Genomic DNA, 23459 nt, shown 5'->3' on the forward strand with positions numbered 1-23459 from the left:
TAAATTTTTGTTCTTAATAAAATTCAACTCTTCCTTATCTGATCTTTCAAAAAAAGAAAGCTTTCTATATACTAGAAGTAAATAACGAACGCAAGGAGTTTTGCCCATGAAAAAGCTCTCCCTATTGTTAATCGTTGCTGGACTCGTTTTACTAGGTGTTGGAGGTTATCAATGGTTCCATACAGCCCAAGCGCAAAAAAATAGTCTGGCAGAGGCACAAACATTGCTCGATGAGGGACAAAAAGTCCAAACAAATGAAGGATCAACTGAAACAGCGAAAGAGTTTGCTCCACAAACGGGCGACACTGCCGGGATTCTGTATATTCCTAGGCTAGATGCCGAATTACCTATAGTAGAAGGAACAGATGAAGATGACCTTGCAAAAGGGGTAGGTCATTATAAAGGGACTGCATATCCTGGTCAAAACGATCAGATCGTTTTATCCGGTCATCGGGATACTGTTTTCCGCAGTATGGGGGAGCTCGAGCTAGGAGACCATTTAACAGTCAAACTATCTTATGGAGACTTCACTTATGAAATAGTGGATACAAAGATCGTGGATGCGAATGATCGGACTATCATCTCCCCTACAGCGCCAGAGGAAGTATTGACCTTGACCACCTGCTACCCTTTTTCTTTTGTCGGAAGCGCTCCAGACCGTTATATTATTACAGCCTTACCTGTTGAAACAGAAAATGATATTTAGGGCTAATAGCAAATGTAATAACTAGCCACTAGGGTTATCAATTTCCTTGTGGCTTTCTGTATTGGCTGAATTCTTTAACAAACATGTTATAATAGACCTAGATTACAAGATAGATACTGGAGGGGGATCCGATGAAAAAGATAACAATAGCCTTAGCTGCTATCATTATGGTAGTGTTAGCCGGCTGTTCAGACGACGAAGTAACACCAAATGAACGATTTGATACATATGTGAAGCATTGGAATGAACAGGAATTCTCTGATGCATATGGCATGTTATCAAGTGAGTCTACTGAAACGTATCCAACCGAAGAATATGTGGATCGTTACAATAAAATTTATGAAGATCTAGCAATATCTGACCTTTCTATATCCTTTTCAAAATTGGAAGAGGAAGAGCTGGAAACCGCAATGGAAGAAGGAACTGCTACTATTCCCTTTGAAGTAGCGATGGAAAGCATGGCTGGGCCAATTGAATTCGACTATGAAGCTACCCTTGTACAAGAAGGAGAAGAGGATGAACAAAACTGGTATGTACAGTGGGACCCTGGCTTTATTTTTCCTGAACTAAAAGATGGGGGAGAAATTAGTATTCAAAGCGAAGCTCCTACTCGAGGAGAGATTCTTGACCGGAATCAAATGCCATTAGCCATTAATGACAAGGTAAATGAAATTGGGATCATTCCAGGAAAACTTGGCAGTAACCCTGAACAAAGCAAAGAAGAACTCTCTAGCTTAATAGGGCTTTCGGTTGATGCCATTGATGAAGCATTAAATGCTGCCTGGGTCGAGCCAGACTTATTCGTCCCCTTAAAAAAGGTGCCTTCTACTAATGACTTATCCCCATTATGGGAAATAGATGGTGTTGCTGGTAGAGAAGTAACTGGTCGTGTCTACCCAGCTGGAGAAGCTGCTGGACAGCTGGTAGGATATATTGGAAATATTACAGCTGAAGAGTTAGAGGAACAGGAACCAGGCGTTTACAGTGCAAACGATATGATTGGTAAAAGAGGTCTTGAAAGTCTCTATGAAGAGCAACTTAAAGGTAAAAAAGGCACACGTATTGAAGTAATAAAAGAAAATCAAGAACCTATCGTTCTTGCCGAGACGCCTGTTGAAAATGGTAAAAATATTACCTTGACAATTGATGTAAATGTACAGGAAAGCATTTTTGATTCTTATGAAGAGGATGCTGGTACAGCTGCAGCAATAAATCCCAAAACAGGAGAGACACTTGCACTTGTCAGTAGTCCATCATTCGATCCAAATGAAATCCTTTATGGGACGAAAGCGAATCTGTGGGAAACATTACAGGAGGATGAGCAGCAGCCATTGTTAAATCGTTTCTCATCAACCTTCGCACCAGGATCAGCTCTTAAACCAATTACTTCTGCAATCGGGTTAAAAAATGGCAGCATTGATCCAGATGAAGGATTAGAAATCGATGGATTGACATGGAGTAATGGGAAAGGATGGGGAGATTACGCTGTCCGCCGTGTTTCCGAATCTAGTGGCCCAGTTGATTTAAAGGATGCCCTTGTACGTTCTGATAACATTTACTTCGCCATGCAAGCAGTGAACATGGGGAGCGAAGCATATGTAAAAGGATTAAAAGAATTCGGTTTTGGGGAAGATCTGCCATACGAATATCCTTTCACTGCTTCCAGCATCTCTTCTGACGGAAAGTTGGATGATGAAGTATTGCTTGCCAATTCAAGTTATGGGCAAGGACAGTTAGAAATGAGCTCGTTACACCTTGCCACAGCATACACTACCTTCTTAAACGAAGGGAACATGATAAAACCAACATTGCTTACAAGCGAAGAAACAGCTCAGGTATGGAAAGAAAACCTGCTTGATAATGACCAGGCTAATTTGATGAAGGATCTGTTATACGAGGTTGGTCAATCTGGTACACCATCCAAATATACTGCTGACTCAGAAGTAGGGATTTCCGGTAAAACTGGTACAGCTGAATTGAAACTGACAACAGAAGATGATTCTGGTGAAGAGAATGGTTGGTTTGTCGGCTTTCCGACAAAAGAAAGTGAACAAGATTTATTAATCGCCATGATGGTCGAAAATGTGAAAGAAAAAGGCGGAAGTGTTTATACAACAAAAAAAGTAGTCGATGTGTTTAATGAGTTGAAATAGTAAAGCAAAAAGCTGAACAGTCAATCGTGACTGTTCAGCTTTTTTGTTACGAAATTTTCCCCTTTATTGCTTGTACTGCATGTAAACAACTTGCGTTACGAGGAAGTCTTCTACCCCGTGCTTGCCATCTGTTCCACCGAGACCTGATTTACGCATTCCTGCATGATAGCCTTGAACAGCTTCAAAGTTTTCCCTGTTCACGTACGTTTCTCCGAATTTAAGATGATTCACGACATGCATGGCCTCATGCACATTATCGGTATAAACGGAGGATGAAAGACCATATTCTGTGTCATTCCCCATTTGAATGGCGTCATCAAGCTCGTTAAATGTGACAATTGGTACAACAGGACCAAAAATCTCTTCCTTAATGATTTCGGAATCATGTTTCACATTTTTAAGAATCGTTGGCTGAAGGAAAAATCCCTTTTCCTTATTAGCCCGTTCGCCACCTGTCACAACCTCTGCTCCCTCTTTTACAGCTGTCTGTAGCATTTCCTCTACTTCTTCTAATCTATCTTTACTCACCAGTGGTCCCATACCAGCCTGTTTGTTCTGTAGAGGGTTATCAACTGTGACTGCTTCAAAGGATTGTTTCAGCTTTTCCGTAAAGGCTTCGGCCACTTCCTCCTGCACGTAAATTCTTTCTGCATTCGTACAGGCCTGTCCATTATTAGCTAGTCTTGATGTTGTAATATGCTTGGCAGCCAAGTCAAGATCAGCATGCTTTGTTACTATAGCAGGTGCCTTACCACCAAGTTCCAGATTTACTTTCGTAATACTTTGGGCCGCTGCTTCCATCACTTTTGTACCTGCAGTGACACTTCCTGTCATGGAAATCATATCGACATCTGGATGAGAAGCTAAGGCATTTCCTAGTGTGGAGCCTTTTCCGGTAATAAAGTTGTATACTCCTGCCGGAAGTTCCTCCATCTCATCGACCAGTTTTGTGAATTCCGCCGCTGTATTTGGGGTTTTCTGGCTTGGTTTTAATACAATTGTACAGCCCGTTACAAGCGCTGTTGCAACCTTCCTTGCTAAAATAAACACTGGGAAGTTCCATGGTACAATTCCACCAATTACCCCAATAGGCTTTTTATATAAGAGGATATTTTCATTTGGCCTGTCACTTGGAATAATATCTCCTTCTATTCTTCGGGCCCATTCGGACATATATTTGAAGAAATCAATTGCCATGTCTACTTCTCCATTAGCTAATTCAAAATCTTTTCCTTGCTCTTCCTGTAATAATTCAACAAATTTACTTTTATTAATTTCTAGCTTTTCTCCAAGTTTGCGAACAATTTCTCCACGTTCCACAGCTGGGGTATGTTCCCAGCCATACTGCGCATCTGAAGCAGCCTTAACGGCCTTATTCACATCTTCTTCTGTTCCGCTCGCAATCTTTGAAATCACCTGTTCTGTAGCAGGGTTTATTACATCAATTGTTTCTGTCGCCGTTGATTCTGTGTATTTCCCATTAATATATATAGGTTGCGTTTGCACGATAAAGCCTCCTTCATGGTATACTACTTTAAATTTTCCACCATGAGGAGGCTCTGAAACATATTATTTATCTAGGTGAAACCGTGATGTTAAAGTAGGGGTAAACGGACTAACATGCCGATTCGTTCAACTAACAATCAGTGGGGGAAAGACTAAAACCCCATACTGATTGAAGCTTCACTTTATGTATAATGACAGCTTTTCAAAGCATTTTCAGTAAGGTATAAAAGGTTGCTTCATCCCGTTCGTCAAGTGCCTTATCGATGGATCTTTTTATGTTCGCCAGTTCAAGCTCGTCAAACAGTATGTCAAGTTCATCACGATCCCATGGCGGGGTAGTTTTGTTTGGAGAATAAGGTTTTATAAATGCTTGTAAATAAATAAGAAAATCGCTACAAAAAAGGAGTTCATACATCGAAATACGTTCTTCTTCTTTTCCATGCTGGAAAACGAAAACAGCATCCTTATTAGATACCTCTCCCGTTTTTCTGTTAACATGGATAGAAGTAGCACCATTTGGAGTATAATGAAATTCCTTGCCATTTATCAGCACTACAAATCCACCAACCGATAATTTAACATAAATCGCACTGCTGCTTAAGCCAATTCGAAAAGGCAAAAACGACTTGATGATGACCATACTTTCCAATCAACTCCTCACTCCAAGTATTGTTCATTAAATAGAACGATTACCTTATTATAATTCATTTTGCCTAGTAATTAAAGCCTATTTTATGTTTTTTCTACCAACAAGAAACAAATAAAAAGCCAGCTCCTATAAAAAGAAGCTGACTCTACTACTTGTTTTATCTATTCTAGTTTTTCCACTTCCGTAAATATTCTTGACCTTGTAAGAAATCTTTTTCCTTCAGGCCCTTCCAGTGAAAACATCCCGCCCCTTCCATCTACTGCATCTATTATAAGCTGGGTATGCTTCCAATAAGCATATTGATCTTTTGAAATATAGAAAGGCATACCCCCTATTTCACCGAGTAGAAGGTCTGACTCACCAACGCGAAATTCGCCCTGTGGATAACACATTGGAGAGCTTCCATCACAACATCCACCAGATTGATGAAACATTAAATCTCCATGAACTTCTTTTAACGTTCGAATGAGCTCCAGTGCTTCGTCTGTAGCGGTGACCCGTTCTGTCACATGCCTCATCCTTTCATCAAATGTGCCTCTTAAAATAGGCCTGCTGGTTGCTCACTATAGCTAACTAGTAAATTTTTAGTCTGCTGATAATGTCCGAGCATCATAAGGTGATTTTCCCGGCCGATTCCGGATTTTTTGTAGCCACCAAATGCGGCGTGGGCAGGGTATTGGTGATAACAATTCGTCCACACACGTCCTGCTTCAATTCCTCTTCCAAATCGATAAGCAGTGTTCATATTTCTTGTCCAGACTCCTGCTCCTAAACCATATAGCGTATCATTTGCGACTGCAAGGGCTTCTTCATCATCTTTAAAGGTTGTAACAGATAAAACGGGGCCAAAGATCTCTTCTTGGAATATACGCATCTTGTTATCTCCTTTAAAGATCGTAGGCTGTACATAATAGCCGTTTTCCAGTTCTCCTTCCAATTTATTAATATTTCCCCCTGTAAGCACTTCTGCTCCTTCCTGTTTTCCAATATCCAGATAGGACTGTATTTTTTCCATTTGTTCATTGGAAGCCTGTGCTCCCATCATGGTTTCCGTGTCTAATGGATGGCCTATTTTAATTTGTTTTACCCGCTCCAGCGCCCGCTCCATAAATTCATCGTAAATGGATTCATGTATAAGTGCACGTGACGGACACGTACATACTTCTCCCTGGTTGAGAGCAAACATAACCAAACCTTCTATCGCCTTATCAAGAAAGCCATCATCTCTGTCTAAGACATCTTCGAAAAATATATTAGGCGATTTCCCACCCAATTCTAGGGTCACAGGAATGATATTTTCAGAGGCATATTGCATTATTAATCTCCCTGTTGTCGTTTCGCCAGTGAACGCTATTTTAGAAATCCGACTGTTTGAAGCTAATGGCTTCCCTGCTTCTACACCAAATCCGTTCACAACATTTAAAACACCAGGCGGAAGTAGATCCCCAATGAGTTCTAATAAAACATGGATAGATGCCGGCGTCTGTTCGGCAGGTTTTAACACAACACAATTTCCTGCTGCAAGTGCTGGTGCTAACTTCCAGGTCGCCATCAGAATAGGGAAATTCCATGGAATTATTTGTCCTACCACACCAAGTGGCTCATGAAAATGGTATGCCACTGTATCATGATCAATCTGGCTAATCCCACCCTCTTGGGCACGGATCACTCCTGCAAAGTAACGAAAATGATCTACTGCCAGTGGGATATCGGCAGCAAGCGTCTCTCTTACTGCTTTACCATTGTCCCATGTTTCGGCAACAGCTAATAATTCCAAGTTCTCTTCCATACGATCGGCAATCTTATTTAAAATATTGGCTCTTACTGCCACGGATGTTTCTCCCCACTCTTTCTTGGCTGCATGTGCTGCATCAAGGGCTGCTTCCACATCCTCTTTTGTTGATCTGGAAACTTCGCAGAATGCTTTTCCCGTAACTGGGCTCACATTTTCAAAGTACTTTCCATTTGCCGGTGGCCGATATTCTCCGCCAATGTAATTGTCATACCTGTCTTTAAACTGGACTAGCGATCCTTCGCTATTTGGATTTGCATACCTCATTCTATCCACTCCTCCTCTTTTGCAAACGCTTACAAATTAGGTGTAAAAACTAGGTGACTTTCTACTCATTACTATAGCAATTTATTCAGAATCATTCAAACATTTTGTATTAGTTAGAATTTATCAAGATAGATAACGCACTGATTCAAAAAGTAACTTCGTCTTGTAAAAAGGAACCGCCGCTCTATGAATCGGCCATAAAAAAGATCCCCTGGGTTTATGAAAACCCGAGGACCTATTCTATGGGCAAATAAATTTGCCTAACTTATAAATTCTAATCCAAGAGATACGCGTTCATGTTACTTTACTTCTGGAAGTACACGTACTTCCTGTTCCATTGAAGATTTACAAAGTGGACATTCCGGCTCCTGTTCAAAACTGTAACTTTCTCTCATCCAACCCTGACAATCGTCACTGGTACATGACCATACGTTAGTTTCCACCTCTGGAACTGGTTCCTTTGGTCCGCGAGAAAATGACATGGCAGCATCCCCTTTCCTGATACCCTTCTATTATACCCCTTTCTCTTAAACAAAGAAAGGTCATATTATGCTAATTACGATTCTCCATAACCCTATGTTGAACAACACAACTAGCATTTTTCATCCTTCTACTAGTATAGTCATTCACTATACAAATTATACCAAAAAGGAGGGTGGGGCATTATAGGGCAAATCGTTGAATTGCTTTCGCAACACCGTCTTGATTATTCGTATCTGTGACAAAATCTGCAGCCTGTTTGATAGCATCCTGCGCATTGCCCATTGCAACACCAATTCCAGCTTGCTGGATCATTTTCATATCATTCAAACTATCTCCTACTGCCATGACGTTCTGCATGGTGATACCGAGCTTATCACAAACAAGTTCTAGGGCACTCGCTTTACTTACCCCTTTAGGGTTTGCCTCTACATTCGTAGGTAGCGAGTTGGTTAATTCCAGATCATCCGAATAGGAAAGCTCCTTCACCATCACATCAAGCTTTCCTTTATCAAATGACTCACAACCAAACTTTAACCAATTATGTGCATAGAAATCTTCTGGTGGTGTCTCTCTGTAAACACCGTCGGTTGAGATCATCCACATGCCTACACCTGTTTCAATACCAAGATTCCATAACTTCTCCATTTTAGCCGGATCCATCAAATGCTGATCAACAAGCTCCTTCTTAACGGTCCAAATCTCTCCACCATTAGCTGTCACCAGGTAGGATTGGAGCTTGAGTTTTTCTGCATACGGATAGCAGGAGTTCAGCCAACGCCCTGTACTAAGTACTACTTGAATGCCCTTCTCTAATGCCTTGGCAATAACTTCTTCTGTGTACGGTGTCACTTGATGCTCACTTGTTAGTAATGTTCCATCCATATCTAGTGCAATAAGTTTCACTTCTTGTTTTTCTTCCATTTTTCAAACCTCCATGTTCTGGTTATGTTCCACTTTAATTTTTCGATCATACAAACGTGTTGTAACAAAAGGTATTATCAGGAGACCCAATAAAATAATAAATAAAAGTTCAATATTATATAAATCTACAATAAAGCCACCAAACACCGGACCTATCATTCTCCCTGCTGCACCAACACTGTTGACTATTCCTTGGTAAAATCCTTCCCTGCCTTTTGGTGCCAATTCATTTGCTAAAGTTGGCACAGCCGGCCATACAAGCATCTCGCCTACTGTCAATATCACCATAGCTGCAGCAAACATGGTAAATGTCTCTGAGACCATCGCAATCAGATAGGATACGATAAAAATAACCGTGCCCATATAAATATGAACTTTTTGGGATGTTATACGTTCTGCTACCCATTTTATCAGAGGCTGGCCAAGAACGATAAGAAAACCATTTATCGCCCATAAAGAACTATATTGCGCTAATGGGATACCAATGTCCTGTGTATAAGAAGCAATGGTTGATTGCCATTGACTATAGGCAATCCAGGCTATGAGGAAGCCGCCACATAAAATAAACAAGGCAGTAAAAGCTGTTCTGCTTTGTATTTTTGCCCGTTGCTGCAAAATAGATGTGTGCATCTGTCGATCTTTTTCTTTATCGAGGTTCCGGAATGTAAGCAGAACGATGATAAAATAAAGAAGAAATACAGTGGCATTAGAGAGGAATATAAAATCAAAAGAAATACTGGCAATATAGCCACCCAACGTCGCACCGAGCGCCACACCAAAATTTTGAGCAACATAAATAGCGTTGAAAGCCCTTCTTCCCCCTTCAGGCCAGATGGAACCGGCCATAGCAAACATAACGGGCCAGGTAATTCCTGAACCAAACCCAATTAGCACGAGAAAGATCGAGTAAGAGACGATGCTATCATGTGTGAAGGCAAGCATAACAGCAGAAACTACTGCAATGCCTGTTCCGCCTAGAATCGTTTTATACGCGCTAAATTTATCGAAAAGGAGCCCGCCGATTAGATTCCCTGCAATAGAAGCACCTTGGTTAAACATTAAAATGAACCCCGCAAAAGCTAAGCTTTTACCGAGCTCATTATGCATATAAATGGTGTTTAACGGCCAGAGAAAAGAGGCCCCTGTTACATTAATCGCTGTTGCTATTACTAATAGCCAGATATATTTTGGCAATTCTCATCATCTCGCATTCTCTGTAATGTACCACGTTATTTTATTATACTTTCAGCACTGTGGCAATTCCTATTTGCGCAATGAAAATAAACCTGTTTGTCGAGTTGATTACAGTGTCTCTATTGCTATTTTAATCCCTTTAAGAAGATCTTCCTCCGACCAGCTTGGCATATTCTTTTCCACAGCAAGCGCGTGTGAGGCTGGGATATGGATAAAGCCAGAAGGGATCGTTAATCCATGCTGTTTTGCATAGTGTAGGCCATGATACATGACATTATTACACAGATAAGCTCCAGCCGTATTTGAAATTTTGGCAGGTAACTTCTCTTCCTTTAATCGTTCTACTATTTTCTTAATGGGTAGTGTAGAAAAATACCCATCTGCTCCATCTTCATAAATAGCTTCGCCGTCTGGTTTATGCCCTTCATTATCTACAGGACCATCATTGCAATTGATTGCGATCCGCTCTGGCGTGATACAGTTTCGGCCAGCCGCGAGACCTAGTGAGATGATAGCATCAGGTTTATGTTGCTCCATTAACTCAACCAGCTGCTTACCAGACTTATGGAAATCCACGGTAAGTACTTCTCCTATAATTTCGTACCCATTGTACTGCTCCCCATTTAAAGACTGTGCAATAGAAGTAGTTGGGTTAATGGGAAATTCTAAAAAGGCTTCAAATCCTGTTAGTAGTAATTTCTTCATGCTTTTTTCCCTCTCTCTATATGTTGTCGAAATTGTTCTAGGCGTATGAGAAATTGCGCTTCTTTACGAGCATCCTCCTCTGCTTTTTCTACAGATACCCGCTTAAAGGAGACCTCCCCACCTGGGATAAGCTGCGCAATCTTCGGAATATCTGTGGAGCTCACTGTACCTATTCTCGGATAGCCGCCTGTTGTTTGTCTATCTGACATTAAAATAATGGGCTCTCCAGCGCTTGTGATTTGCACTCCACCGAATGGAATGCCATCTGACCAGACCGTCACCTTTTCCGGCTTGATAGCCGGTCCCTCGAGTCTATAGCCCATTCGATTGGAATTAGCGCCCACTTTATACGTTTCAGTGAAAAACGTGTTTCTGTCTGCTTGTGTAAAATAATCGGTATGTGGACCTTCAATCAAAGAGACCTTAACCTCTTTTTGATAGATTGGAATGAGCGTGTTTGCTAAACTGATTCCGGTCTTTTCCATTACTGGGTATCCTTTTATCGCATCTTCTATTTCCAGCGACTTTCCAAAGCCACTATTCCCATCAACGGAGCTACTGCCAAAATAAGCTGGTGTCTCAAATCCCCCAGACACTGCCAAATATGCTCTTACGCCAGATTGATGTTTTCCGAAAACAAGTTCGTCCCCTTCTTCAATCCTTACCGTTTTCCACATAGCAATGGGCTCGCCATTACACGTTGGACTTAGGTCGGCACCCGTAATGACAATTGTCATGGTCGTTTTTGCCAGTAATGTGGGACCTACTAAAGTAATTTCAAGACAGGGACTCGTTCGCTTATTTCCTGCGAGGATATTTGCCACTTGAAGGGAAAACCGGTCCATTGCGCCAGACACGGGTACACCAAACTGCTGGTAGCCTGTCCGCCCCATGTCCTGAAATGTTGTTTGTATCCCTGGCTTGATAACTTGAAAGAGCTCTTGCTGTACCATACGGCTGTCTCCTTTCTTTATCACTTACAGAAATGTTGTTTACATACTTTCAATCAAAATTTCTTCCGCTTGAAGTGCTGTCTTTAATTCCCTTACAAAACGCACTGCGGAAGCACCATCTCCATGTACACAGACCGTATCAGCTTGTATAGGGAGGATTTTCCCTTTTACGGACGTTACATGCCCTTCGGTTAGCATCCCCTTCACTTGCTTTACAGCCTGGTCCACTGTTTCTATTAATGCTCCTGGCGTGTTTCTTGGTGTAAGACTGCCATCTTCCTGATATGTACGGTCAGCAAAAACCTCTGAAGCTACGCGTAACCCTAGACGTTTCCCTTCCTCTACCAAATAACTACCTGCAAGGCCATACAAAATTAAGTTTTGGTCGAAGTCTGCGACTGCTTGCGCAATTGCATGTGCCACATGCTTCTTTTTAGCTGCTACGTTGTACAAGGCGCCATGGGCTTTAACGTGATGCATTGGTACCTCTTGTGCCTTACAGAAAGCGTGCAATGCCCCAATTTGAAAGAGAACATAGCGGTAGATTTCTACATCCGTTAATTCGATCTTTCTTCGTCCAAAGCCTGCAAGGTCTGGGTAACCTGGATGTGCCCCAATGGCTACTCCGTTTTGCTTAGCTAGCTTCACGGTGTCTTCCATAACGTTTGGATCGCCTGCATGTGCACCACATGCTATATTTGCTGATGTAATATGTTTCATCAGCTGTTCATCTGCCCCGAAGGAGTACGCACCAAAGCTTTCTCCCATATCACAATTTAAATCTACTGTCCTATTCATCAGCGATCACCTCTTCCCACTTATTACCCAGGGGTAGCTGACTATAATCTGCTTCAGATATTTCAAAAAATTTTACGCGATCACCAGGCTGAAATAGAAAAGCATCCTCCTTCTTTTCTGCATCAAATAAGGGGATAGGAGTATTACCTATAATATTCCAACCACCAGGTGATGACAGTGGGTAAATTCCTGTCTGGGCATCAGCAATACCTACAGATCCTGCCGGCGTTTTAGCACGAGGTTCTTGTAGTCTTGGTGTGGCGATTGCAGAATCAAGTCCGCCGAGGTAAGGAAATCCTGGTAGAAATCCTAACAGATAGACTAGATATTCCGGTTGCTGATGTCGCTTCACCACCTCATCTTCTGTCATATGGTGCCTCTTCGCTACATCTGAAAGATCTGGCCCATGTTCTCCCCCATAGCACACAGGAATATGTAATAACCGTGTCTTTTCCTGAATGATTTCTTGATCTTGTTCTTTTGCCAGTAGGTTCTCTAGCTTGCCTACTAATGCCTCAAATCGTATTTTAATGGGTTCATAGTAAAGGGTGATGGTTTGATACCCTGGAACAAGCTCTATCACACCATAAATAGACCTCTCTTGGATAAGCCTACAAGTATACTGAATTTGTTGGTTCATTTGCGGACTAACATCACTTGCAAATTCTATACGGATAACCCCATCCCCGATCGCAGCAATCGTCTTTTCCATTTCATCTGCCCCTTTCCATTTACTTGCTGTTTCCTATTCTAAAACAAATTTGTTTCTGCCTGCCCCCATACCAAATAACACCACACATAGAGAAACACCAATTAGGAACATTAAAGGAATATTCCAGCTATGTGTCAGGTCATAAAGCAAACCAATAAGCAAAGGGCCAAGAGCTGCTAATAGATAACCTAGGCACTGTGCCATTCCTGATAAGGCAGCTGCCTGCTTTGCGTTTTTTGCACGCATCCCTAGAAAAGCTAAAGCAAGGGCAAAGGTTCCGCTTAACGTAAATCCAATTAACACTGTGCTTATGATCATGACAAGGTAAGATTCCCCCATTAAAAGTCCTGTATACCCCGTAATCGAGAGAATACCATTCACAATCACGATCGGCCGCTGTGATTTTAACTTTCCGGCAATAACTGGTACAAGAAAGCTAGCTGGTAACCCAACAAGCTGCATGATGGAAAGCATCCAGCCAGCTGCTGACATACTTAAGCCATATTGGTGAAGAATCTCCGGTAACCAGGAAATCGTTACATAAAACAAAAAGGACTGCAGTCCCATAAAGGCTGCAACCTGCCAGGCAAGCGATGATCTCCAGATCGCGTTGTTTTCACCCGTAACAAAAGCGACATCCATAGATTGAGTAGACTTATTTCGCTTATTTAGGTATATCCATAAGAAGATGCCAAGAAGCGCTGGAATTCCCCATACAACTAAGGCCCATTGCCAGCCTAGCCCGATGTTAATGGCTAGCGGAATACTGAGTCCTGAAGCAGCGGCAGCAAAAACACCCATTGCTGTGGAGTATATACTTGTCATCAACGCAACTTTCAAGGGAAACTTTTCTTTAATTACACTAGGCAACAAAACATTACATACAGCTATCCCTACACCAACAAGCAATGTCCCGAAAAATAAAAGGAAGATTACGGAGACCGAGCGGACGCTAATTCCTAATAGTAATAGCACAAGTCCTGCGAGCATGATGCGCTCATTTGAGAACCGGTTTGCTAATCTCGGGATGAGTGGTGACATTATGGCAAAAGCTACCAATGGTAAACTTGTTAACAAACCAGCACTCCAGTTAGACATACCCAAATCGTCGCGAATCGTTGTGATGAGAGGCCCTACTGAGGTAATAGCTGGACGTAAATTAAAGGCTACAAAAATAATTCCTGCAACCAATATGATCTGTTGTATTTTCTGCGTCTTTTCTTGCGTACGTTCCATTCTAAGTTTGTCTCCTTTATCTCTATCTGTGTTAATAGTAGCACAATAGGGAGAAAGGAAAAAACGTAATGATCAGTAATTTTCACACGACTATACTTACTAGCTAATGAAATAGATGAAGAGCGTTACATGTGGATACAAGGAAGGTGTTTGGAAGATTTTATTCACGTGTATTTCGAGGTGAAAAAGGTAATTCGTTTGCAAGAGGGAAGTGTAAAAAATCGTGGGGGTTAATTACTCCTGAATATCGGGGTTATTAACAAAGAGGCTGGGGACTATCCGACGAGGTACGATGATGAGTCCCCTTTATGTATGTATAAAGTTTCTTTCCTTATTTCCCTGAAGAAAGAAGGCTTTCTTTATGCTCATCCAGTATATTATTGGATATCCAGGCAATACGGTAGCTAACTGTGCCAAACCTTAACTCACTCCGCGTTAAAGCTTTAACCATAAGGATCTCTTCCAACTCTTCCATCATATACGACACTTGAGCATATGGATTAATTTGCTTTTCCTCCTCAAAAGGTTGACAGGCTAATAACCAATTTCCACTATTTCTCCCTTTCTCCCCTGCTTTTCGAACATCCTTCATCAAATCCCCCTATCTTGTTATACTTCTTTTTTTCTCCGCTGCTTATCTTCCCTTTTAAAACCAATTACAATTTAGTTTAACGCAGGAAAATGTATTCATGACTATATTCCTATTATGCCATAGACGTCAAGAACCACAAGTTTACTGTAATGATGTCGAAACTAGGAGAAAATCCCATGCATTCGATCCATCCGCTGTCGAAATAACACGCATTATAGAATACCTTGTAAGAAAATAAAACAAATTGAGGATATAAAAAGATTCGAGACCGAATATTACAATTGTGTAAATTATTTTACAATTTAGTTACAACATAAATTGCTTTGGACTTTTTCTAGGTTTAACTTCACCTTGCTTCTCAATCATTAGTCCCTTGGTTGACCAATTTTCCTAACAGGCTATTTCCTTGGATGTCACTATGATTATGGTATAATATTTGTATAAAACAGCATATACTAATATGGCTGTACAGTGTGTAAACAAGTCTTTTGGACGATTGCTTTCGTTCGAAAAAAAGACCACAGCTGCAACTGTGGTCAGGTGATAAGCGGTTCTCTCAGAGGATCGGCTTCCTAGTTAATAGGCCTTCCCCAACCATCACTTTTTAGGTTAATGGGGAGGTCTATTTTTTGTTGATCATACGAATGATCAAAGTCAGGAGCGCTATGATAAACGTCCCAAACGAGAGCATTACCATAAATACTTGATAAATATCCAAATGGCATCCCCCCTTTCGTCAGAAAAAGGGCTTTGCCGATCACTACTGATAAAGAACGTTATCTAGCTACTAGTATACCACATACAAAGCGAAAAATACCTAAAATTAGGAACGTGTGTTCTATTTTTTTATAGGATATCTTTCCTCTAAAAATGTGGCTATAAAACAAGCTTTGACTGCTTGTTTACGATATTATATGCTACAAAGTTAATTCCTTGTAATGCAAATGGAAGGAGTTAACGATATAAATTTTCTAATTTAATAGAAAAGTTGCGACCGACTCCATTTTGAAGGATTAAAAAAGGACACTGATATAAATCAGTGTCCTTTTCTTGTTTCGTGTTTATTCTGTTTCATCTGTTGTAGCTGGTTCCATATCTTGAATGTCTTCTGGCTGTTTAATCTCTTCGGAATCAGAAGATTTAACGATGCCTTCCTCTTCTGGTGTTCCGTAGAAATAGTCGGAAGAATCAACAGGAGTCCAAGATTCATTTGGTGTATAGAATCTTAATAGATCTCCGTATAAGACTTCATCTGACAGTTCAAGCTCTTTCAGAACCTCTTCTTTTTGTTTTTTCATTTCATCAGTAGGGTTTTCAATTACTTCTTTTGTTTCATTGTCATAGAAAACATCATTCACAGAGCTGTATTCTGGTGTCATAAAGTCACCGTTTCTGAATGGCACAACTTCTTCATGATCTTCTGAGAACAAGTCGGTACCAAATTGGATATAGTCTTTCGCATCAACACCCATTAAATGAAGCATTGTTGGCATAACATCGACTTGACCACCATAAGAGTGGTTCGTCCCTTGTCCTTCAACACCAGGAACTTTAATAAAGAATGGTGTACGTTGAAGTTCCGCATTCTTTAATGGTGTAATTTCTTCACCCGTAATTTCTTCCATTGCACGATTATGGTTATCAGAAATTCCGTAATGGTCTCCATAAATCATGATAATAGAATCTTCATAAAGCCCTTTTTCTTTCAGATCATTGAAGAATTGCTCCAATGATTCATCAAGATAACGCGCTGTTTGGAAATAACGGTCCACTGAACCATCGCCCGTTTCTGCAGGAGCAATGCTAGCATCCTCTTCATCTATTAAATAAGGATGGTGATGTGTCAATGTCATCATGTGCGCGTAGAATGGCTGATCCATGTTTTCCAAATATGGCATAGATTCTTCAAAGAATGGTTTATCTTTCAAGCCATAGTTAATAACATTATCCTCACTCATATCAAAAAAGTCAGCATGATAGAATTCATCAACGCCTAAATGCTTGTAAACTTCGTCGCGGTTCCAGAAAGACTTTCCGTCACCATGGAAGACAGAACTTGTGTAACCAAGCTCTTGATCTAAAATAGCAGGCAATGCTTGGAACGTATTTGTTCCCTTCGTTACAAATGCAGCCCCTTGTGGCAGACCATAAAGGGATGTATCCATCGTTAACTCAGAATCAGCAGTTTTACCTTGTTCTGTTTGATGGAAGAAGTTATCAAAATACGTAAAGTTTTTGCTTTCGTCATGTACGAGTGAATTTAGAAACGGGGTTACTTCTTCCCCATGTAACTCGTAATCTATCAAAAAGGACTGGAAGGATTCTAAGTGAATCTTAATAATGTTTTTACCTTCACCTTTACCAAAATATTCTTCGTTTGGTGCAGCATACTTGTATTTCGTATAGTTCTCCACTTGCGTAATATCATCACTATCCGCTAGCACACGGCGTGTAGATGTTTTAGCACTTTGTATCGCATCATAAATGGTGAAGTTATATGCACCTAAATATTTCACGACATAGTTACGGTCAAATGTCCGCTCCAACAATTGCGGACGATCCGCTTCAGCTAAACCTAGGTTAACGGAAAAGGCAATTACACCTGCCACGATAACTGTTAGTGGTTTGCGAATTTTCATTCTTGTAACAGACCAGTTTGATTTCATTTTAATAAACAAAACAATCAGCAATACAAGATCTAATGCATAAAACAAATCTTGTCCTTGTACTAAATCTGCAATACTACCACCAATGCTACCAAAGTTATCAGTCTGCATTAATGTAGGAATCGTAATAAAATCACTATTGAAACGATAGAAAACAACATTTGCATAAAGAATAAATGTCATGATCGCATCAATCAGGATAATAAACAATCCCGCTTTTCTTCCTTTAGCGAATAAGGCAAGCCCTAAAAATATTAGAGCAGAGCTTAGTGGATTAAAGAATAATAGAAACTGTTGCATGGCTCCACTAACACCAAGACTAAATTCAGTTGAATAGATTATATACGTTTTTAACCAGAGTAAGACAACAGCAATAGCGAAGAATCCCATCTTCGTAGATATTAATTTCTTCACTTTCTTCACCTCTTATTTTCTTTACATTTAATTAACATTACAACGATTTTTTATTATACCCTACTTATTTCCTTTGGTCAAAGTTATTTTGAACCGGGTATATCCTACTGTATAGCTTGTCCACATATATAGTGAGGCTTCACAGGCTAACTCAACTCATAAATTAGAACAATTTACCTATGGCACAAAAACTTGCAAAAAAGATTAAATAAAAAAGGGACAAGCACTCCTGTCCCCTTTTTCCTTCGTTTCGTACCTTTTAACCTTATTATACCATTCCGTGAAACAAGTTAAACCTCTATTTCTTAAACTCTGCCCTTATTAAACTTTAAATCTGGCAACGAGGTTATTTAACTCTTCTGCTGAGTTTGCCAGCTGTTTGGAACTATTTGCTACTTCTTCCATTGCGCTGCTCGTTTGTTCAGTTGAGGCGGAGGTCTCTTCTACACCGGCAGCAGATTCCTCGGCGATGGCAGCAATTTCTTCAACAGAATGATTCATCTTGCTACTTTTCCCTGCCAAATCTGCTAAGTTGCCAGAAATAGCGTTTATACTATCCACCATCGTAGTGACAGACCGATTGATCTCCGTAAAGGTTTCCGATGTGGATTGTATTTTTTCTGTCCCTTGTTCTACTTCTTGATAGCTGTCGTTCAACGACACAGAAATAGCGCTTGTTTCGGTTTGAATATTTGTTACAAACTCTGTAATCCCGGATACTGATTTTGCTACCTCTTCAGCAAGCTTTCTTACTTCATCAGCAACAACCGAAAAACCTTTGCCACTTTCCCCTGCTCTGGCTGCTTCAATTGCAGCATTCAATGCAAGTAAATTCGTTTGTTCCGCAATATCCTGGATTACCGATACAAGTTGGGTAATATGCTGTGTATGCTGGTCTAATCCTTGCACTTTCACCACTGCGTCTCGGACAATCTCGTCAATTTTCACCATTTGTTCTCTGGATTCATTCATCAAACTTGCTCCCTCATTCGTCTTAGCAAGTACGTTTACGGAAGTTGCTTGAATGTTTTCTCCGCTTTCATTCGTTTCCTGTATACTCTTAGTGAAAGTGGACATGACCGAAGATAAGCTGCTGGCATTGGTTGCTTGCTCCTCTGTACCATGAGCCAATTCTTCCATTGTGATGGCAACTTGCTCAGAGCCTGCCTTTACTTCGTTAGCTGACTGGGTAAGCTCCTCACTTTGATTGGACACCGTACCAGATACCTCGCCTATTTTCATAATCAACTGTCGCGTATTGGTAGTCATCGTGTTTGTTGCGGACACGAGCTCGCTGATCTCATCCTTTGTTGTGACGGAAAGATCCTCGTGTCGAAGATTTCCTGATGCAACCTCTTTCATCCGTTGCATCACCGTCACAATCGGTTTCGTAATTTTGCTTGAGGTTATAAGAGCAGTTGTCACACCAGCGAGGATTACGAGCAAAGCAATAACAGAAGTAACCACTAGGTTAGTATGACCACTATCTACAGTCTGTTTTCCGAGCTCTTGGATCTCTTCCTCGCTAGCTGCTGCCATTTCCTGAAATGCTCGAGTGATCTCACCTTCCAATGGTTGAACAAACAAGGACATGATTTCTAGTGCTCTATCTTCATTCCCATTCTCATATTCAGCAAGAACTTCATCGGTAAATGAGCCCCATTCGATTTTTTTCTCCATAAGGGTTTGAATTTCATCTGTGTCATTTAATTCGAGCAATTTATTTTCCAGAGCAATCGATTCATCAATGCCTTCATTAAATTGTTCCTTCAAATTAGAATCACCGTATAACAAATAACCACGTAATAAAGACGTTCTGTTTTGCATATCAAGTGTAATTTTCTCTTCGGTAATTAGCAGTTCCAAATGGTAATCTGTCAATTCTTCCATATCTTTATTTGTACTATATACGGTATAGGCATTGTACCCTGATAACAGAACAACCAAAAAAATGACAATTCCGAAACCGAATAGTATTTTTCCTTTAATTCGTTTGAAGCCAAACCTCTTCTTCATCTATTCCACCTCTTCATGTTAATGTCCGTGTTGTACACTTCTTCCTACTTGGTATATCGACATGAAGCGAAAAGTATTTAGGACTCTAAGAAAAGCAACAATATTAAATTAATTATGGAATGGTTAGCCAGTTATGCTTAACAGCTTTGAGGGCAGCGCTTGTCCGGTCTGCAACATTTAACTTCCTTAGAATAGCGCTAACATGATTATTCACAGTATATGAAGAAAGGTATAATTCCTGGGCTATCTCGGAATTTTTCTTGCCATTTGTAATACCTTCAAGTATCTTCCACTCCTGTTCACTTAAAATGCCTGTTGGTTTTTGTTCCTTAACAGAATTCTTATGTATATAATCACTCATGAGTACCGGACACAGCTGTGGATGAACGTACTGACCGCCTTCAAAAATAGATTCAATTGCTAATTTTATTTCGATCAATTCCATGCGTCCATGAAAGTAGCCATCGAAACCCATCTGGAATAGCTTTTTTAAATCTTCTACAGTAATCTTTTTAATTAAAAGCGCAATAAGTGTCTTAGAGTTGCTCAGACCAGAAAGAATCTCTTCTAAATTTGTGTCTCGGCCTAACTCAATAATGACTAAGTCTGTATCCAGTGTTTGCTTAGATATCTGCCCATGCTTCAATATGTTGTAGGATTCTATGTTGTAATAGTTGATACTTTCGCTTAGTATTCTACAAATGTTGTCCATCATTTCAGATCTTGAAATAACCGTGACTTTTTTCATCTATTTTATCTCCTTTATGATCATTATGTCCTAGCTGTTTTTGCGCATGCAAAAAGGGAGCCGATTATTCGACCCCCTTTGCTACCTACTTTTCCTCTTCCTATTATATACTTACAACCTAAATTTTCCAACAAGGACGTTTAACTCAGCTGCCAGATTAGCAAGTTGTTCCGAACTTCCTGCTACTTCTTCCATTGAACTGCTCGTTTGCTGAGAGGAAGCAGAGGTTTGTTCAACACCTGCTGCAGATTCTTCCGAAATAGCTGCTATATCTTCTATGGAACGATTCATTTCTTCGCTGCTCGTAGCCATTTCAGATAGATTTTCGGAAATTTGCTTCACGCTATTGGTCATCTCATTTACAAATAGCTGAATGCCTTGGAATGTTTCTCCAGTCGTCCTCAATTGTGTCGTGCCTTTTTCCACTTCTGCATAGCCTGTTTCCAAGGATTGAGCGACACTATTCGACTCTGTCTGGATCCCCGTAACGATTCCAGTGATATCTGTTACCGAAACAGATACCTGTTCGGCTAACTTACGTACTTCATCCGCAACCACGGCAAAGCCTTTTCCTTGCTCCCCAGCACGTGCTGCTTCAATCGCTGCATTTAATGCAAGCAGGTTGGTTTGTTCTGCAATGTCTCGAATCACCGATACCAGCTTCGAAATTTCCTTGGATTGAGCATCAAGCCCTTTCATCTTCTGTACAGACTCTTTTACAATGCGATCTATGGCTACCATTTGTGTCGTAGAATCTTCCATTAACGTGCTTCCTTCATTGGTCATGACCATTACTTCATTGGATGCTTGCTGAACGAGCGCCCCTTTGTCATTAGCCTGATGCACTTTGGTGGTAAAGGAACTGATTACTTCCGCCAAATCACTTGCACTATTAGCTTGTGTTTCTGTACCACTTGCTAATTCCTGCATCGTTTCTGCAACCTGTTCACTTCCCGCTTTTACTTCATTTGCAGACTGTGTCAGCTCTTCACTATGACTGGTAACAGTTTGGGAAACAGTTGCTACCTGCTGAATGACATTTCGCAGATGTTCTGTCATTCCATTAATAGCTGTCGACAGTTTGCCTATCTCATCTTTGCCTTTATAAGCCATTGGTTCGACCGCCAGATTGCCGTCAGCAATTTGATTACTAATAGAAACCACACGTCCTAAGTTACGTGAAACACTTCTACTAATCAAGAAAATGAGAACCCCACCGATTACAATGCTACCAACCATCGTTGCCAATTGAATGATTAAGGTAAGTTCTTGCAAATCCTTTGTTTCCCTTGTAGATTCGAAGCGTTCTTCATTCATTACTTCCCGTAACTCATCAAGTTGAAAAACAATACTTGAACGAAGGATTTTAGCTTCAGAAACAAGGGAAGCTGCATTCGATGTGTCTCCCTTGTTCGCCGTAGGAACCACTTCATTCATGAAAAGTTCGTTCATCTCTTGATCTTTGCTAACGATTTGCTCAAATAGTTCTTTTTCTTCAGCAGTATTTATTCTCTCACCAATCTTTTCAGCCAGCTCATTAAATTGTTTCGTGTAGTCCTCATATTCTTCCACGGATAACATGCTTTGATTATACATGTAGGTAGAAATAGGAACACCTTTCTCTTTCGTAATCGCGCTCATTTCTGTAATATCAACTGCTTGGTTTCCCCGCATATCTACGTTTCTGACATTGTCTCCAATATCCATTAGTAACTTGGAAACATATGCTGTAGATGCAGCAATGAGGATAAACACAAGTATAATGGTAAAGCCGTATTTCCAACCGATTTTCACGTTTCGTAACGTAAGCTTTTTTCGCATTCCCCTAGTTCCTTCCCTATGTAGCTTGATGTGTTTATCCGGTGCGACCGTCCGAAAGACTCCCACTTCAAAACTGTGGTGAAATCGTGATGTTTAAGTTGGCGTAAACGGACGTTAACACCCCGATTCGTTCAACTAACAATCAGTGGAGGAAGGATGAACCCGCCCCACTGATTGAAGTTTCACTTTATAATGCCTTTGATAATGCCTCGTTAATTCTGTCTGCTGTAAAAGGCTTCACGATAAAATCCTTTGCCCCTGCTTGAATTGCTTCTACAACCATTCCTTGCTGCCCCATCGCTGAGCACATAATAACTTTTGCATCTGCATCCAGCTTTTTAATTTCTTTTAATGCTTCCACACCATTCATCTCAGGCATCGTAATATCCATTGTCACAAGATCTGGTTTTACCTCTTGATACAAATCTACTGCAACTTGGCCATTCTCCGCTTCGCCGACAACCTCATGTCCAAGTTTTGTTACGATATCCTTTAATTGCATACGCATAAATGCAGCATCATCTGTTACTAAAATTCTTGCCATGATTGAAACCCTCCAAAATAAATTAGTTAATCGCTTGTTTTACTTCCTGTACTTCTTCCATATCCAGAATATGTTCTAGATCCAAAAGGATAAGCAGCTCTTCCTTTAATTTAGCAACACCTTCTAAATAACGTGCCTCCACTCCAGCAATCATTTCTGGTGGTGGCTCAATTGCTTCTGCTCCGATATCCAAGACTTCATTAGCAGCATCCACCAGCAACCCAACCTGCATTCCTTTTATCTCTACAATCAAAAAGCGGCTTTCGTCTGTTGTGTCCGTCTGCCCAATCCATAACCGTTCTCTTAAATCAATTACGGGGATGGTGTTTCCGCGCAAATAGATGACTCCTTTAATGAAAGAAGCCGTTCTTGGTACCTCTGTTACTTTTTGTAGACGTTCAATGGAATGTACCTGACTGACATCCACTCCGTATGATTGGTTCTTTAATGTAAACACAATAAATTTTCTTACGTCTTCCACAATTTGTCCCCCCTTATAATATGTTTAGGCTACAAAACTCACCTATTAAATATACCTGATGTAAGCTGTCTTAACTCCGTACCTTCCGCTGCTAGCGGACGC

Annotated in this window: 22 protein-coding genes; 2 read left to right on the forward strand and 20 right to left on the reverse strand. The window is 40.6% G+C overall.

What is annotated here, in order from left to right; genetic code table 11:
• The first annotated feature begins 106 nt into the window (after positions 1 to 106).
• The gene (locus BN988_RS08470) at positions 107 to 706 is read left to right on the forward strand and encodes a class D sortase (RefSeq protein ID WP_036575159.1); all 600 of its coding nucleotides are present in this window, start codon (positions 107 to 109) and stop codon (positions 704 to 706) included.
• Between the two features lie 131 nt (positions 707 to 837).
• On the forward strand, positions 838 to 2859 hold the full coding sequence (locus tag BN988_RS08475) for a penicillin-binding transpeptidase domain-containing protein (protein ID WP_036575162.1): 2022 nt from the start codon (positions 838 to 840) through the stop codon (positions 2857 to 2859).
• Between the two features lie 63 nt (positions 2860 to 2922).
• Here BN988_RS08475 and aldA read toward each other — a convergent pair whose 3' ends face one another.
• The 20 genes from aldA to BN988_RS08570 all read right to left on the reverse strand — a co-directional run bounded on the left by aldA (position 2923) and on the right by BN988_RS08570 (position 23357).
• A complete protein-coding gene (aldA, locus tag BN988_RS08480; protein WP_036575164.1) occupies positions 2923 to 4365 on the reverse strand; it encodes an aldehyde dehydrogenase in 1443 nt (480 codons plus the stop codon).
• A 202-nt stretch (positions 4366 to 4567) separates the two neighbouring features.
• Entirely contained in the window at positions 4568 to 5005 is a 438-nt protein-coding gene (locus tag BN988_RS08485; protein WP_051557750.1) for an IDEAL domain-containing protein, read from the reverse strand.
• A gap of 170 nt (positions 5006 to 5175) precedes the next feature.
• Positions 5176 to 5523, reverse strand: a complete 348-nt coding sequence (locus BN988_RS08490) for a DUF779 domain-containing protein (protein ID WP_036575166.1) — start codon at positions 5521 to 5523, stop codon at positions 5176 to 5178.
• Positions 5524 to 5552: 29 nt separating this feature from the next.
• Complete coding sequence (gene adh / locus BN988_RS08495; RefSeq protein ID WP_036575168.1) at positions 5553 to 7073, reverse strand: aldehyde dehydrogenase; 1521 nt, start codon at positions 7071 to 7073, stop codon at positions 5553 to 5555.
• Between the two features lie 299 nt (positions 7074 to 7372).
• A complete protein-coding gene (locus tag BN988_RS08500; protein ID WP_036575169.1) occupies positions 7373 to 7555 on the reverse strand; it encodes a cold-shock protein in 183 nt (60 codons plus the stop codon).
• Between the two features lie 181 nt (positions 7556 to 7736).
• A complete protein-coding gene (locus tag BN988_RS08505; protein WP_036575171.1) occupies positions 7737 to 8477 on the reverse strand; it encodes a Cof-type HAD-IIB family hydrolase in 741 nt (246 codons plus the stop codon).
• Positions 8478 to 8480: 3 nt separating this feature from the next.
• On the reverse strand, positions 8481 to 9671 hold the full coding sequence (locus tag BN988_RS08510) for an MDR family MFS transporter (RefSeq protein WP_036575172.1): 1191 nt from the start codon (positions 9669 to 9671) through the stop codon (positions 8481 to 8483).
• A gap of 108 nt (positions 9672 to 9779) precedes the next feature.
• Entirely contained in the window at positions 9780 to 10376 is a 597-nt protein-coding gene (locus BN988_RS08515; protein WP_036575174.1) for a pyroglutamyl-peptidase I, read from the reverse strand.
• Positions 10373 to 11329 (reverse strand): 5-oxoprolinase subunit C family protein, encoded by a 957-nt coding sequence (locus BN988_RS08520; RefSeq protein ID WP_036575175.1) that lies wholly within the window; start codon positions 11327 to 11329, stop codon positions 10373 to 10375. Before BN988_RS08520 ends, BN988_RS08515 begins: the two co-directional genes overlap by 4 nt.
• A 39-nt stretch (positions 11330 to 11368) precedes the next feature.
• A complete protein-coding gene (locus BN988_RS08525) occupies positions 11369 to 12127 on the reverse strand; it encodes a 5-oxoprolinase subunit PxpA (protein ID WP_036575178.1) in 759 nt (252 codons plus the stop codon).
• Positions 12120 to 12839 (reverse strand): 5-oxoprolinase subunit PxpB, encoded by a 720-nt coding sequence (gene pxpB, locus BN988_RS08530; RefSeq protein ID WP_036575180.1) that lies wholly within the window; start codon positions 12837 to 12839, stop codon positions 12120 to 12122. The genes BN988_RS08525 and pxpB overlap by 8 nt, the downstream gene beginning before the upstream one ends.
• A 33-nt stretch (positions 12840 to 12872) precedes the next feature.
• Complete coding sequence (locus BN988_RS08535; RefSeq protein ID WP_036575183.1) at positions 12873 to 14075, reverse strand: CynX/NimT family MFS transporter; 1203 nt, start codon at positions 14073 to 14075, stop codon at positions 12873 to 12875.
• A gap of 331 nt (positions 14076 to 14406) precedes the next feature.
• Positions 14407 to 14667, reverse strand: coding sequence for a hypothetical protein (locus BN988_RS08540; RefSeq protein WP_036575185.1), 261 nt, complete (start codon positions 14665 to 14667; stop codon positions 14407 to 14409).
• A 622-nt stretch (positions 14668 to 15289) separates the two neighbouring features.
• Positions 15290 to 15385, reverse strand: a complete 96-nt coding sequence (locus BN988_RS19290) for a putative holin-like toxin (RefSeq protein ID WP_081779381.1) — start codon at positions 15383 to 15385, stop codon at positions 15290 to 15292.
• Between the two features lie 343 nt (positions 15386 to 15728).
• Complete coding sequence (locus BN988_RS08545) at positions 15729 to 17747, reverse strand: LTA synthase family protein (RefSeq protein ID WP_036575188.1); 2019 nt, start codon at positions 17745 to 17747, stop codon at positions 15729 to 15731.
• 321 nt (positions 17748 to 18068) lie between these two features.
• Positions 18069 to 19763 carry a methyl-accepting chemotaxis protein gene (locus BN988_RS08550; protein ID WP_036575190.1) on the reverse strand — a complete coding sequence of 565 codons (1695 nt, stop codon included), beginning with the start codon at positions 19761 to 19763 and terminating at the stop codon, positions 18069 to 18071.
• Positions 19764 to 19875: 112 nt separating this feature from the next.
• Complete coding sequence (locus tag BN988_RS18330) at positions 19876 to 20511, reverse strand: response regulator transcription factor (protein ID WP_051557752.1); 636 nt, start codon at positions 20509 to 20511, stop codon at positions 19876 to 19878.
• A gap of 111 nt (positions 20512 to 20622) precedes the next feature.
• Positions 20623 to 22332, reverse strand: coding sequence for a methyl-accepting chemotaxis protein (locus BN988_RS08560; RefSeq protein ID WP_036575193.1), 1710 nt, complete (start codon positions 22330 to 22332; stop codon positions 20623 to 20625).
• Between the two features lie 187 nt (positions 22333 to 22519).
• A complete protein-coding gene (locus tag BN988_RS08565) occupies positions 22520 to 22876 on the reverse strand; it encodes a response regulator (protein WP_036575195.1) in 357 nt (118 codons plus the stop codon).
• Positions 22877 to 22898: 22 nt separating this feature from the next.
• The gene (locus BN988_RS08570) at positions 22899 to 23357 is read right to left on the reverse strand and encodes a chemotaxis protein CheW (RefSeq protein ID WP_081779382.1); all 459 of its coding nucleotides are present in this window, start codon (positions 23355 to 23357) and stop codon (positions 22899 to 22901) included.
• Positions 23358 to 23459 lie beyond the last annotated feature (102 nt).

This window comes from Oceanobacillus picturae, from assembly GCF_000612865.1.
Classification (GTDB): domain Bacteria; phylum Bacillota; class Bacilli; order Bacillales; family Amphibacillaceae; genus Oceanobacillus_B; species Oceanobacillus_B jordanicus.

Bases quoted from the DNA above. Each gene is read 5' to 3' on its own strand.
- adh (WP_036575168.1), bottom strand. From the start codon at position 7,073: ATGAGGTATGCAAATCCAAATAGCGAAGGATCGCTAGTCCAGTTTAAA.
- BN988_RS08565 (WP_036575195.1), bottom strand. From the start codon at position 22,876: ATGGCAAGAATTTTAGTAACAGATGATGCTGCATTTATGCGTATGCAA.
- BN988_RS08485 (WP_051557750.1), bottom strand. From the start codon at position 5,005: ATGGTCATCATCAAGTCGTTTTTGCCTTTTCGAATTGGCTTAAGCAGC.
- BN988_RS08535 (WP_036575183.1), bottom strand. From the start codon at position 14,075: ATGGAACGTACGCAAGAAAAGACGCAGAAAATACAACAGATCATATTG.
- pxpB (WP_036575180.1), bottom strand. From the start codon at position 12,839: ATGGAAAAGACGATTGCTGCGATCGGGGATGGGGTTATCCGTATAGAA.
- BN988_RS08505 (WP_036575171.1), bottom strand. From the start codon at position 8,477: ATGGAAGAAAAACAAGAAGTGAAACTTATTGCACTAGATATGGATGGA.
- BN988_RS08500 (WP_036575169.1), bottom strand. From the start codon at position 7,555: ATGTCATTTTCTCGCGGACCAAAGGAACCAGTTCCAGAGGTGGAAACT.
- BN988_RS08475 (WP_036575162.1), top strand. From the start codon at position 838: ATGAAAAAGATAACAATAGCCTTAGCTGCTATCATTATGGTAGTGTTA.
- BN988_RS08520 (WP_036575175.1), bottom strand. From the start codon at position 11,329: ATGGTACAGCAAGAGCTCTTTCAAGTTATCAAGCCAGGGATACAAACA.
- BN988_RS08470 (WP_036575159.1), top strand. From the start codon at position 107: ATGAAAAAGCTCTCCCTATTGTTAATCGTTGCTGGACTCGTTTTACTA.
- BN988_RS08525 (WP_036575178.1), bottom strand. From the start codon at position 12,127: ATGAATAGGACAGTAGATTTAAATTGTGATATGGGAGAAAGCTTTGGT.
- BN988_RS08540 (WP_036575185.1), bottom strand. From the start codon at position 14,667: ATGAAGGATGTTCGAAAAGCAGGGGAGAAAGGGAGAAATAGTGGAAAT.
- BN988_RS08560 (WP_036575193.1), bottom strand. From the start codon at position 22,332: ATGCGAAAAAAGCTTACGTTACGAAACGTGAAAATCGGTTGGAAATAC.
- BN988_RS08515 (WP_036575174.1), bottom strand. From the start codon at position 10,376: ATGAAGAAATTACTACTAACAGGATTTGAAGCCTTTTTAGAATTTCCC.
- BN988_RS18330 (WP_051557752.1), bottom strand. From the start codon at position 20,511: ATGAAAAAAGTCACGGTTATTTCAAGATCTGAAATGATGGACAACATT.
- BN988_RS08550 (WP_036575190.1), bottom strand. From the start codon at position 19,763: ATGAAGAAGAGGTTTGGCTTCAAACGAATTAAAGGAAAAATACTATTC.